This is a genomic window from candidate division KSB1 bacterium, assembly GCA_022562085.1.
Taxonomy (GTDB): Bacteria; Zhuqueibacterota; Zhuqueibacteria; order Oceanimicrobiales; family Oceanimicrobiaceae; genus Oceanimicrobium.
The window spans coordinates 14,541-27,193 of the sequence record JADFPY010000027.1 but is presented as its reverse complement, the minus strand read 5'-3'; the positions used below and the strand labels follow the sequence as shown (position 1 = coordinate 27,193).

Below are 12,653 nucleotides of genomic sequence, written 5' to 3'. Positions count from 1 at the left end.
TGTACTGATTCTAATGCATCCAGGAATTGATGGGCACTCCACAATGTAAGAACCATCTTCATCTTGATTAACTGTAATCACAAATTTCATTTTAATACCTCATAAAAAATTAGTTCTTCCAGCCGCCGAAGCTTAAGAGCAATGAATCTTGCGAAGAGCACGAAATTTTCTTTTTGTCTTCGCTTCTCTTTTTCAGCCTGTCTCAGATGCGGCGACAGAAACTTGAGCGCGACGAACCTGTCGAGTTTAATATCCTCGGCTTTGTAAACAACGCCCATGCCGCCCTGCCCGACTTGCTCAATAATCTTATAGTGAAGGATTGTCCTCCCAATTAAATCAGCCATTCAGAATCTCCCAACTTTCTCCAATGCAAGTCATTAGCAGGCGGGCTTCGCCGAGCTTTTCGATGATTTTGTTTACCCCGTTGGATAAGATTTTATTAAATGCGAATATTAGTTTTTTTTAAGCATTGGCTGTTTGAACGAAAATAATCCCGATTCTATTATCCCACGGGGTAAAGTGGAGAATAGTTTTGCCAATCATTTTTCAGCAACCCAATCTATTTCAATCCCAAAAGCCTTGCTACATTCCCGCCAAAAATCGACTTCTTATCCCGCTCTTTAACGCCCAGCGAATCGAGAACTTGCATTTGCTCATCGAAAATATCTTTACGCCAGCCACGAGGGAAAAAAGAAGAGTCGGTACCAAACAGGATGCGTTCCGGGCCGAGAACTTCCAGGGATTTTTTAAACACATCGTTTAAAGTTAAAGGGGATGGAATCCAGGAATTGGAACTTGAGGTATCAAAATAGACATTTTGGCATTCGGCTGCAACTTTTAACGCTTCCTCAAAACGGCCGCAGCCAAAATGCGGAATGATAAAATTGACATCTGAAAACTCGGCAGCCGCCTCTCTTAAATCCAATGGATTTGAATATTTCAAATCAACCGGATCCGGCAACCCAAGCTTTTTGAAAATAGGAATATTTAATTGCCCGAAGTGAACAAAAACCGGCGCTTCGACATACAGAGCCTCTTCATAAATCGAGTGAACTTTTTCGTCAGAAGCATGAAAGTGGTGCATGGCCGGGAAAAACATGACGCCCCTCATCCCCAAAATATTGAATGAATAGTGGGCCTGGTTGCGGGCATCTTCTTGGGTCGGGTCGATCATGAAGTATCCGAACAATCGGTCAGGAAAAGCATTTAAAGCCGCGGCCAATTGCTCTGCGTCGTTCAGTTTGCTGGCAAAAAGGACTTGCCCACGAAGCCCGAACTTATCCTGTTCCCGAACCCATTTATTACCAAGCTCGCTCGGATCTTTACTAGGCATTTCCCAGCCAAGTTTTTCAGCGAGCGCTTCAACATTTGAAAACTGCCCCTCAGCTAATTGGAAAAAGTGTTCCAGCCAGGTGTAAGAAAAAAAATGCGTGTGAGCGTCAATGATTTTCAATTTATTAAATCTCTTTAAAGACAACGGGGTGATAGCTTTGCCTGATCGTTACGTGAAAATATAAATAAAAAACAGGTGGGTTGCAAGAGAATTTGCAAAACCAACTTTACTAACTTCAAAAGTTTAGCAAAGTTATATTATCCAGGTTCCGAGAGTTCAACGTTTGCCAAAACAAAATATGCTTGCTTCTAAACTGATCGTCCTTGGAAAGTTCGATTATCGGCGCAAATGTTTTTCCGGTGTAAGTTGAGTCGAGCAGTTGGCTTTCCCGTGATTTAAAAAGCTCAATACTTTGTTCGCCCAAATCCGTCGGTCGGCTGTACCCTTTCCCAATGTAGTTGTGTTCGATGCGAAAGTTACTGCCCCAATTCCGACTAGGCAAGTTGACGCCATTTCTTTTTATGAGTTTTAGTGTTCTGCGAATTAACAGATTTAAAGTAAACTTATTCGCGACAATGAAATCGACAACCCTCACTGCAATCACTCGCGTCGGCCAGCCAATCAAGGTCAGCCCGATTGAAATACCCGCTGCAGTGCCGCCGCTTCCCAAAGGACAAAAGATGAAATCAGGAATTGGCAGTTCGCCCTTTTCATGTTGATTCTGCAATTCGAGGGCAGCATTGACATATCCAAGGGTGGTCGTCGGAGAAACGCCACCCGGCGGAGTCAGGTAAACAGACCCGGTTTTTCTGGATCTGGCCAGATGTGAGTACAGCAAGAATGGAAAAGTGAATTTTGATTTAGCAGAATAAACTTTACGACTCAATTCATTAATTAATTCCAAATTTTGCCTTTTAACGTTGTCCATTGGATAAGGTAAGAAAAAAACATCCGTTGGCCACCCTTGCAGTTTAGCATAAACCACGCAAGCAAGCGGCCAATTTGAACCGAGAGCGCTATAGGCAATCAGCAATTCCGCCTCTCTCTTTTTTGCTTCCGCCAGGATAAACTCAAGCATGCGGACTTTGTTGCCGCCGTAAGGTTCACCGCTTAAGTCGTCCCGTTTAATCCAGAGACTCTCAAGTCCCAAGTGTTTTCCCAGGTTTGTGAGGCTCTCGACTGGAGTGGGAAATTGTCCGAGCGGCAGCCAGGGAATTGATTTGCTGAGTTGGGGAAATCTTTGGAAAATTAGAGGTTGGAGCATAATCTGGATTGATTATTGATAATTGAATATTTTATACGATTTGAGAATTCTGGATTATTGAATTTTAAATTAATCAACTAACAATAATCAAATTTTCAATTTAGAAGGGCCATTTTCCCGGATTCATGATCCCATTTGGATCCAGCAAGTTTCTCACTTGCCCAGCCAGCCTCAAAAAGTTGGGATCGATTTTATCTCGATGTCTTTCGATGACCCAGGCCGGGGTTTTATAAGGAAAGAAACCCAACTCAATAACCAAGTCGCTTAACTTTTGATTGAGGTCGGTCACTCGTTTGACTTGCTCCATGTCATTCTTATCAAAAACTTCGATAAATCTCAACACCCCAAAATGGCCACCTTGCATGGGCCGGGTTACCACCATGGGTGGAAAACCATGTTCTTCCATCAACTGCATACCTCGTTTGATACCCTCTTTCCATTGCGAGGTCGGACCAAATGTGCCGACCCAGCTCAGCCCCCCTTGCTCCAGAAGAAAGTCCAACTCGGCTGGGAAGTCAGCAAACTTTTCAAATCGCGGCGCTATCTTCACTAACTTCTTAATATCGAGAGGAGACTCCAGGCGCACGCCCTTCTTCCTCTGCTCTTTTATCAGCCGGTCGATGATGTGCAGTTTTACATTGAACAAATCTTCATATTCGGCAGAAACATCGATGTAAAGGAATTGCTCCGGTTCAGCAGGATCTCGGTAAACCGGTTTTTTTTGACCAAAGAGCATCTTGCCGACGGGCCAGGAAAGCCCGCCGACGTCGTCGCAGACTTCAGCGCGCACCAGCAAATTGATAAAATCGTACATTTGTTCGGTGTCGTAAGCGAGTACAAAAAAGCGTTTTCGAAAGGGATGATTCGGCCAGAGCTGAACCGCCAGCTTGGTGACAATTCCGGTCGTGCCCTGAAAATTGATAAACAAACCCACGAGGTCGGGCATCGGCGCCCTGCTGCACCAGATGTCACTGATCGCGCCAATTCCGGTGCGAATAATTTCGCCGGTTGGCAGAACGGCTTCAAATCCATTGATCCAATCCGCAGTGGTTCCGTGTTTTAAAGAAAGATTGGTCAGGCCGCTCATCAAGCAGTTGGCCAGAACCGAAGTATGGGGGGGAGAGAGCGAGTAGCCAAATCGCAAAGTCGGGTGCTTTTCAGCGAGACACTTCTTTATATCCCCCCAGGTGACGCCCGGCTCGATGACAGCATACATGTCTTTTTCATTAACTTCCAGAATCCGGTTCATTTTGGTCAAATCGAGGACGATGCCGCCTTTTTGGGGAATGGCTAGTCCACCGATAGGTTCCTAAAGCAAAAATAAAATTAAAATAACAAGAAAGGGCGCTGAAATTTTTAACGCCCTTAACCTTGAAGATAGTACTATTGAAAATGAAGCAGCTTCCTATTGACTTTCACGCAGGTCCACGACCTCACAATCCTCTGGAATTTCAAAATTAAACAACGAGTCTTCTAATTGCAGATTTTCTTTAATGTTGCCTATGATGTAGGTGTTGACGTTATCATTAATGTCAACTTGTTCAACTTTAATTGTCAGCCAACTCGAGGCATCAACCCAGATTTTCATTGACGTTATAAAGGCATCTTCATCTTTGGGGAGTAGGTTAAGCACATAGGTTTTTTCACCGTTGAACTTTTCTTCACCGGCTAATTCAGGTTTGTATTCCTCTGAATATTGGAAGAGCAAATCCTTCGGCAGGGGATTTTCCTCGGATTTATCCATTGAATCGATAATAACCTGGTTGTCAGGTTCCGAGTAGATCCAGACGGTGGTGCCATTAGAGACGATCGTCTGGGTATCCGTCTCAATGCGGTAATGATTACCCGCGCTGAGATAGAGCAGCCCTTTAATCGTCTGAGTTTCACCTACAAGCTGCCAGATGAATTCTTGTTCAAAATCTGCTTTTAAACTTTGAAGTTCTTTGTATTTTTTTTGAACCTTTTTTATAATCTCTTTGGCGCGTTTTGAATTGGCATTGGCTGCAGGAGGAGTAAAACACAGAGATAATAAGATTGAGAGCAGGAATGAAATCCGAATGAGAGTCATTAGAAACCTTTCAATTAATCAAACGTGTTTTTCAAATGCTTTAACTTAAATCCGCCTGTTCGAGTTCCTGTTCATCCCAAAGCACATCCCTGGCTTTACTGCCGTCAAATGGCCCGACAACTCCGGCTGCTTCCAATTCATCGATTAAACGGGCGGCGCGGGCGTAGCCGACTTTCAAACGCCTTTGCAAAAGGGAAATCGATCCTTGCTGATGCCGGACAACCAATTTCAGAGCTTCATTAAATAACGCGTCGCGGGAGCCGCCGATGCCATCGCCTTCAAGGCCGCCGCTGACAGCTTCTTCTTTCTCGAGGGGCAACGTGTGTTTCGGATAACGCGGCTGTTTTCTGATATGGGCAATAATATTCTCAATTTCTTCGGGGGAAATAAATGCGCCGTGAATTCTCACGGGTTCCGGACTGCCGGGCGGGAGAAACAACATGTCGCCGCGGCCCAGCAATTTTTCAGCGCCGTTCAAATCAAGAATGGTGCGGGAGTCGGTTTTAGAAGCCACTTGAAAAGCAAGCCGGGCCGGGAAGTTCGCCTTGATGATTCCGGTGATCACATCCACTGAGGGACGTTGGGTCGCTACTATTAAATGAATGCCGACGGCGCGGGACATCTGGGTCAGCCTGGCGATGGGTTCCTCAACTTCGCGAGCTGCGGTAAGCATCAAATCGGCAAGTTCGTCGATAATCAAAACCAGGTATTCCAGGTATTCAAACGGCTCTTCATATTCGATTTCCTTCAACTGACCGCTCTGTAATTTCTTGTTATAATCGTTGATGTTTCGTACCCCGGCCCGGGCCAGAATTTCGTAACGTTTCTCCATGACTGCTTCCATACTTTTCAGGACGGAAATAGCATTTGAGGCGGTGGTAACTACTTCCTCGTTTAAATCTTTGCGGTAGGTCAGGTGGTGATGGCGAAGATTATTATAAATTGAAAGCTCAAGGCGTTTCGGATCGATCATGACAAATTGTACCTGAATCGGATGAGCCTTAAAAAGAATGCTGGCAATGATGGTGTTTATGCAAATGCTTTTGCCTGAACCTGTCGCGCCGGCGATCAGCAGATGCGGCATCTGGTCCAGGTTGGCGACATAAGGTTCTCCGGAAATGGTTTCGCCAAGCGCCAGGGCTAAAGGGGAACCTGAATTTTGAAACGCCGGTGAATTGACCGTGTTTCTTAAATAAACAAACGATTGCTCGCGGTTGGGGATCTCTACTCCGACTGCGCCTTTACCGGGAATCGGCGCAACGATCCGAATGCGTTTTGCACGCATTGCCAGCGCCAGATCATCGGCGAGGGCAACGATTCGGCTGATCTTCATACCGGGCGCCGGCTCAACTTCATAACGGGTAATGACCGGTCCCGGACTAATTTGAACAACCTTGCCCTGAACCCCAAACTCTAACAAACGATCTTCAAGAATCTGGGCATTCATGTTGAGCTCAGCTTCCGTCATTTCGTGACTTTGACTTTCAGGCGCGGCCAGAAGTTCGGAAGAAGGAAAGACATAATTGCCGGATTCTATGATATCCTTTGGCAGCGGCATTTTCTTTTCCTCGACACCATCATCAGAGTCCACATCTAATTCCATTTGTCCGGGTTCAGGCGCGGCCGCAAAATTCTTGGGAGGAGGCGGTTCGGTTTTCTCCTGCGGTTGCTCTTCATCCCGCCATTCAAAATCGCGGCCCAGGTTTATCGCCGGCTTCTCCTTTTTTGTTTTCCTTTCGTGGCGCCATTCCGAAATCATATCACTTATCGTATAAAAAGCCGAAGAAGTCCCCTGTCCGATATTGGTCAGAATTCCTGAAAAACTTAGGTTGGTTGCCCCAATGACCGTTGCCATAATCAAACCCAAAAGCACAACGATGGCGCCGGCAATGCCGAGATAATTAAACAAATATTGGGCAATGACCCCGCCGACCAAACCCGAAAGGGAGAATCCAAATTGACTGGAACCGGAGGATGTAACTTCAGGAAGCGCTAAAATCACGGAAGTATAAATCGCAAAAATGAGGGGATAAGCCATCCATTTGAAGAAAGTTGAAAACGGATTACCGCGCAGAAGATTCCAGCCGGCAATAAATATGATGATTGGAAATACAAACGAGGGATAACCGATGACCAACTGAATGAGAAAATTTGAAATGTAAACGCCGGCAAAACCCAGCCGGTTGTTAATTTTCCCTGATGTGATGTTGTCGGGGTGCTCGTGGGAGTCGTAAGTTGCAAGACTGATGAAAATTAAAATTCCCAGTGTGAGCAGCAAAATGCCAAGGATTTCTTCTTTTCGAGAGGTGTCTCTGTTTTTCTTGCGGTTCATGTGTTTTAAATCTAAACTACAACCAAAGAATCCTTGACTTGTTTAACTTTCTTGACAAACTCTTTTGCGCGGCCGTAAACATCTTGTCTGGTAAAAAGGTCCGAGATGACGGCCACTCCATCTGCGCCTGCTCGAATCGCCGGTTCGAGATTTTCGACAGTGAGGCCGCCGATTGCAATCAAAGGCAATATAGTTTTCCGGCGCAATTGTTCGACAATTTTAATACCCGCACTTTGCAACTCTGTCTTTGAAAGCGAAGGATAGATCATGCCAACTCCCAAATAGTCCGGGTTGCCTTTTAAAGCAATTTCAAATTCTTCGAGATTGTGGACTGATGCTCCCAGAATCATTTGATCGCCGAGTAGTTTTCTTGCCTCTGCAAACGGCAAATCGTCTTGCCCCAAATGCACGCCATCCGCTTTTGCAGCCAGAGCAATGTCCAGGCGATCGTTTATAATCAAAGGAATTCTAAAGTGCCGAGTAACTTCTTTTATTTTTAAGGCGTCAGAGTAGAATTCATCGGATGCTGAAAGTTTGTTTCTTAGTTGGAGAATTCCTGCGCCGCCTTGAATTGCCTCCTCAGCTAATCGGGTCAGGGAACGCTCTTTTGCATACTCCTTGTCGAGAATTGCGTAAAAAGACCAGTCGATATTTTGAGAAAACAAAATTTTGACACCTAAAGAATATTACAGCTTAGATGTCATTTCTCGCTGATGCTCGAAATGACATAGGGAAAAAATTCTAATAACCCGTTGTGCTAGTAAGCGCAACTTGTGCCTATTCTGACAGTTCTCTGGAGTACGTCCAATAGGAAAAATAATAGAACTAGAACCACGGGTTAATAAGGCCTTTGATAAAACGGCGTCTTTACCACCTCTGCTTCCACCCCTTTACCCCGAATTTCAATTGAAACAGAAGTCCCGACTTCATTAAAAGGTACAGTGACATACCCAATTCCGATGCCTTTTTCTAAACTTGGGGAGAAGGTACCACTGGTCACGTAGCCAATTTCGTCCCCGTCTTTCAGAATCTTATAACCGTGCCGGGGTACAGCGCGTTGTTTCATCTCAAAGCCGACCAATTTTCTTGTCGCGCCTTTTTCCTTGACCTGCATGATTGCCTCGCGGCCAAGGAAGTCCCCTTTGTCGACTTTCGTGGCCCAACCCAATCCGGCTTCAATCGGGTTGGTGGTCTCATCGATGTCGTTGCCGTACAAACAGAACTTCATTTCCATTCGTAAGGTATCGCGCGCCCCAAGACCGATAGGTTCGATGTCAAACTTTTTGCCTGCTTCGAGGATTCCATTCCAGACTTTCTCGGAATAGTCAACATGAACCGCGACTTCAAAGCCCTCCTCGCCGGTGTACCCCGTGCGCAGTACAATGACATCAACACCGGCAAGATTCGTTTCCCGAAACCAATAATATTTAACTACGGAAAGATCGAGATCTGTGAGCTTTTGCAGTGTGGCCTCGGCCTTTCGCCCCTGAACGGCAAAGAGGCTGTACTCATCGCTTCTGTCGATAATTTCAGCGCCCGGGATTAAGTGCTCATTCATCCATTTAAAATCCTTTTCATGGTTGGAAGCATTCACAATGGCCATGAAATAGTCGCCAAAACAGTAGACGATCATATCGTCAATCATGCCGCCGTTTTCGTTACACATGCCGGTGTACTGGGCCCGGTATTTCTCCATTTTGGTGACGTCATTTATTGTCATCTTTTGCAAATACTCGGCGGCTTTTTCACCCTGGATGAAAAATTCACCCATGTGCGAGACATCAAAAATTCCAACGGTGCTGCGAACCCGTTTGTGTTCATTGATGACACCTTTGTATTGCACCGGCATCCAGTAGCCGGCAAATTCGACCATCTTTGCACCGAGCTGGATGTGAACGTCATAGAGTGCTGTTTTCTTGGGTTCCAAGTTTTTCCTCTATTTTTTAAAAAAACCCGAACGTCATTTCGAACCCTTCGACAAGCTCAAGGTAAACTCCGTGAGAAATCTATTGAAACCAATAATATGCACAAAAAGATTTCTCCCAAAGCCTGCCCTGAGCGTAGCCGAAGGGGTCGAAATGGGCATCTTGGTTTAATCGCTTAAATTTTCTCCAAAGCATCTTTCATTTTTTCGAGGGCTTTACCAATATTTTCGATTGAGTTAGCGTAAGAAAATCTTAAGTAGCCGTCGCCGTATTTGCCAAAAGCTGTCCCCGATAAGATTGCAACACCGGCTTCATTCAGAAGATAGTGCTCAAGCTCCTGAGTACTCATTTTAATTTTTTTAACATTCGGAAAGACATAAAACGCGCCCTTTGGCGTGATACAACTAACATCGGGAATTTCATTTAAGCCCGCGACAATAAAGTCTCTGCGTTTCCGAAATGTTTCGACCATAGCATCGACTTCGTCAGTTGGACCTTTCAAAGCCTCGACTGCAGCGTACTGAGAAAAAGTGGCGGTACAGGAGTTGCTGTTTATCATGAGCTGCTCGACTTTTTTGGCCAGGTCTTCCCGCATGACCCCGAATCCCAGGCGCCAGCCGGTCATGGCATAAGTCTTAGAAAATCCATCTAAAAGAATGGTTTGCTCCTGCATGCCAGGCATGGAGTAGATGCTCACGTGCTCACCGTCATAAATAATATTTTTATAAACTTCGTCTGTGAGCACCAAAATATTCTTTTCTCTGGCCACTTCTGCAACAACTTCAATATCTCCCCGGGTTAAAACACCGCCGGATGGATTATGAGGTGAATTAATAATAATCATTCGGGTGCGATCGGTTACCAGAGAACGAAATTCATCCTGGTTAAACCGGAAATCGTTTTCCTCCCATAAAGGCAGAGCTACCGGAGTCCCGCCGACAAAATTGATCACCGACTCATAAATCGGGAAGCCTGGATTTGGATAGATAACTTCATCGCCAGAGTCGATACAGGCCATAATGACAAAGTACATGATCGGTTTTGCGCCCGGCGTTACGATGACCTGCTCAACTTTTGGCCGAACGCCGCGGCGAGCTTCAACATCGTCAACAATGGCTTCCCGCAACGGCATAATTCCGGCTGCCGGGGAGTAATGGGTCTGGCCGTCTCGTAGTGCTTTCACACCCGCTTCAATGATATTCTTCGGTGTGGGAAAATCAGGTTCGCCAATTTGCAAGTAAATCATATCCTTTCCCTTGGCTTCCAGTGCTTTGGCTCGCGCCATGACTTCGAAGGCTGTTTCGGTCCCCAGTCGTTCCATTCTGCTGGCGAAATTCATTTCAGTTCTCCATTCTCCTAAGCTTTTAAATTTAAGAAGTTACCGCTCAGTTTATAGTCTAAGAGGGTCTAAAAAATGTAGTAAAAATATAGCCAAGAGTCAAGGGGTTGGCAACAAAAAAACCAGCGTGGATAAGACGCTGGTTTTATTGAATTTTGCAAATTTAGGTTAATACTTAAGTCACAACTTCGTGATATCATTAAAAATAATAAATATCATCAGCGCCAGCAAAAACGCCATGCCAACTTTTTGAATAACCAGGGTTGCTTTGACAGGAAGCGGCTTGCGGCGGATGCCTTCTATTAATAAAAGCACCAAATGCCCGCCATCTAGAACCGGGAAGGGGAACAAGTTGATGATTCCCAAATTGATACTGAGAATTGCCGTAAAGAACAGTAAAGAATCAAACCCCAATTTTGCGCTCTCGCCAGCCATTTTTGCAATCGCGATCGGACCCCCAACCGCGTCTTTAAAGGACTGCTCGCCGGTGAAGATCACTTTTAAAGAATACAAAATAAGCTTAGTGAAACTATACGTGTTAGAAAAACCTGCCTTAAAAGAATCGACTAGTCCGGCTTCCTGATAGACTACATGGTTGCCAACCCGAACCCCGATCAAACCGATGTTCTCCTCTTCCTGAAGTTCAGGCGTAATTCTGGACGAAAAAGACTCACTCTCCCTTTTCCACTCAATTGGCAGGTCGATACCGGGATTCGCATTGACAATTTTAATTAAATCTTCGTGGGTCTTCACAATCTGATCATTGATTGAGACGATTACATCTCCGGTTTTTAAGCCAATTGTCTCGGCTGGTTTGTTTTCCAAAACTTCACTTACAAGTGCACCGTCTGATTCGCCCGGGATGCCAATTGCAAACGCGATCAATGCAAGAATGACAACAGCGGTTAAGATATTCATAATCGAGCCTGCTGAAATGACAATCAGCCGCTGCCAGACCGGCTTGGATGCAAACTCCCAGGGTTCGCCTTCTATGGTGCCGTCCAGGCTCTCGTCGATCATGCCGGCCATTTTAACATAGCCGCCTAACGGGAGCCAGGAGATACAATAATCAGTATCGCCGATTTTCTTACCGAACATTCGGGGCGGAAATCCCAAAGAGAATCTTTCAACTTTTATGCCCACCATTTTGGCAGTAGCAAAATGCCCGAATTCATGGACAAAAATTAAAACACCTAAAACAAATGCAAAAGCTAATATAGTTGTCATCAAAACCTCTGACTGCTAATTAAGTCCGTTTAGTACATATTCTCTGGTTAATTTATCGTACTGCAGCAAATCTTCAACTTTGTCGCAGCTATTAAACTTGCAATTTGTTAAAGCTTTCTCTACTATTTGTGGAATTTTCTCAAAACCGATTTTCCGGGTCAAAAATAAATCGACCGCTTCTTCATTTGCGGCATTCAAAACGGCGGGAGCCGCGCCGCCGGTTTCAAGGGCCTCGTAAGCAAGTTTCAAGCAGCGAAACTTCTCAAAATTCGGCTGCTCAAAAGTAAGCTCTTTAAGCGTCCGAAAATCCAAACGCGGAAAGTCAGCCGAAAGCCGTTTGGGATAGGTTAAAGCATATTGAATCGGGATACACATGTCCGGCACCCCAAGCTGCGCTTTTATCGAACCATCGGCAAACTCAACCATACTATGAATTATCGACTGCGGATGTATTACAACTTGAATTTCCGCAGGTTTTAAATCAAACAACCAATGCGCTTCCATGACCTCCAGGCCTTTGTTCATCAAGGTTGCCGAATCGATGGTTACCTTGGGACCCATGTCCCAATTCGGGTGATCGAGGGCCTGCTCAACGGTTACATTCGAAAAATCCTTGCCTGAGAACTCTCGAAACGGACCGCCAGAGGCGGTCAAAAAAACGCATTCTATTTTCTCAGTATCTTCGCCGGCAATGCATTGTAGAAGCGCGCTGTGTTCGCTGTCAATGGGAATAATTTCGGCGCCTTCTTGCTGTGCCTTCTCCATGACAAACTTGCCCCCGATGACCAGCGTTTCTTTGTTGGCCAGAGCGATGCGAACATTTTTCCTAATCGCGTTCAAAGTAGGCTGCAGACCAACTGCACCAACCAGCGCATTGACCAGAATATCGACATCCTCTTTGCGGCTGACCTCAAGAATTCCTTCAAAACCGGTGTAAACTTCCACATCAATTTCTTTAAAGCGCGGCAAATACTTCATTACTTTTTCTTTTTTAACTATCGCAACCGCCTTAGGACGAAACTTACTCGCCTGTTCAAACAAAAGTTGAATATTTTTATAACTTGTCAGATAGTTAACCACGAATTCGTTTTTTTGGCGTTCTACTACATTTAAACAATTGGTCCCGATGGACCCCGTAGACCCCAGAAGACTAATCCGTTTCATA

At 45.2% G+C, this 12,653-nt stretch carries 11 protein-coding genes; all 11 read right to left on the bottom strand.

Annotated features, from left to right (window positions below; all coding sequences use genetic code 11):
* Positions 1-86: 86 nt before the first annotated feature.
* Positions 87-344 carry a hypothetical protein gene (locus IH879_04390; protein ID MCH7674174.1) on the bottom strand — a complete coding sequence of 86 codons (258 nt, stop codon included), beginning with the start codon at positions 342-344 and terminating at the stop codon, positions 87-89.
* Positions 345-559: 215 nt separating this feature from the next.
* Entirely contained in the window at positions 560-1,453 is an 894-nt protein-coding gene (locus IH879_04385) for an amidohydrolase family protein (protein MCH7674173.1), read from the bottom strand.
* Positions 1,454-1,568: 115 nt separating this feature from the next.
* Positions 1,569-2,597 (bottom strand): pyridoxal-phosphate dependent enzyme, encoded by a 1,029-nt coding sequence (locus IH879_04380; protein ID MCH7674172.1) that lies wholly within the window; start codon positions 2,595-2,597, stop codon positions 1,569-1,571.
* A gap of 100 nt (positions 2,598-2,697) precedes the next feature.
* Complete coding sequence (locus IH879_04375; GenBank protein ID MCH7674171.1) at positions 2,698-3,855, bottom strand: FAD-binding oxidoreductase; 1,158 nt, start codon at positions 3,853-3,855, stop codon at positions 2,698-2,700.
* A gap of 147 nt (positions 3,856-4,002) precedes the next feature.
* Entirely contained in the window at positions 4,003-4,665 is a 663-nt protein-coding gene (locus IH879_04370; protein MCH7674170.1) for an outer membrane lipoprotein carrier protein LolA, read from the bottom strand.
* 40 nt (positions 4,666-4,705) lie between these two features.
* A complete protein-coding gene (locus IH879_04365; protein ID MCH7674169.1) occupies positions 4,706-6,997 on the bottom strand; it encodes a DNA translocase FtsK 4TM domain-containing protein in 2,292 nt (763 codons plus the stop codon).
* Between the two features lie 11 nt (positions 6,998-7,008).
* Positions 7,009-7,662 carry a thiamine phosphate synthase gene (gene thiE, locus IH879_04360; protein MCH7674168.1) on the bottom strand — a complete coding sequence of 218 codons (654 nt, stop codon included), beginning with the start codon at positions 7,660-7,662 and terminating at the stop codon, positions 7,009-7,011.
* A 173-nt stretch (positions 7,663-7,835) separates the two neighbouring features.
* Positions 7,836-8,924, bottom strand: a complete 1,089-nt coding sequence (gcvT, locus tag IH879_04355) for a glycine cleavage system aminomethyltransferase GcvT (protein ID MCH7674167.1) — start codon at positions 8,922-8,924, stop codon at positions 7,836-7,838.
* Between the two features lie 173 nt (positions 8,925-9,097).
* Positions 9,098-10,261 carry a pyridoxal phosphate-dependent aminotransferase gene (locus tag IH879_04350; protein MCH7674166.1) on the bottom strand — a complete coding sequence of 388 codons (1,164 nt, stop codon included), beginning with the start codon at positions 10,259-10,261 and terminating at the stop codon, positions 9,098-9,100.
* A 180-nt stretch (positions 10,262-10,441) separates the two neighbouring features.
* The gene (gene rseP / locus IH879_04345; GenBank protein ID MCH7674165.1) at positions 10,442-11,488 is read right to left on the bottom strand and encodes an RIP metalloprotease RseP; all 1,047 of its coding nucleotides are present in this window, start codon (positions 11,486-11,488) and stop codon (positions 10,442-10,444) included.
* Between the two features lie 15 nt (positions 11,489-11,503).
* Positions 11,504-12,652, bottom strand: a complete 1,149-nt coding sequence (locus IH879_04340; GenBank protein MCH7674164.1) for a 1-deoxy-D-xylulose-5-phosphate reductoisomerase — start codon at positions 12,650-12,652, stop codon at positions 11,504-11,506.
* Between the last annotated feature and the right edge of the window lies 1 nt (position 12,653).

Coding starts and splice junctions, on each gene's coding strand:
- IH879_04350 (MCH7674166.1), bottom strand. CDS start 10,261: ATGAATTTCGCCAGCAGAATGGAACGACTGGGGACCGAAACAGCCTTC.
- IH879_04340 (MCH7674164.1), bottom strand. CDS start 12,652: ATGAAACGGATTAGTCTTCTGGGGTCTACGGGGTCCATCGGGACCAAT.
- IH879_04365 (MCH7674169.1), bottom strand. CDS start 6,997: ATGAACCGCAAGAAAAACAGAGACACCTCTCGAAAAGAAGAAATCCTT.
- IH879_04370 (MCH7674170.1), bottom strand. CDS start 4,665: ATGACTCTCATTCGGATTTCATTCCTGCTCTCAATCTTATTATCTCTG.
- rseP (MCH7674165.1), bottom strand. CDS start 11,488: ATGACAACTATATTAGCTTTTGCATTTGTTTTAGGTGTTTTAATTTTT.
- IH879_04390 (MCH7674174.1), bottom strand. CDS start 344: ATGGCTGATTTAATTGGGAGGACAATCCTTCACTATAAGATTATTGAG.
- IH879_04380 (MCH7674172.1), bottom strand. CDS start 2,597: ATGCTCCAACCTCTAATTTTCCAAAGATTTCCCCAACTCAGCAAATCA.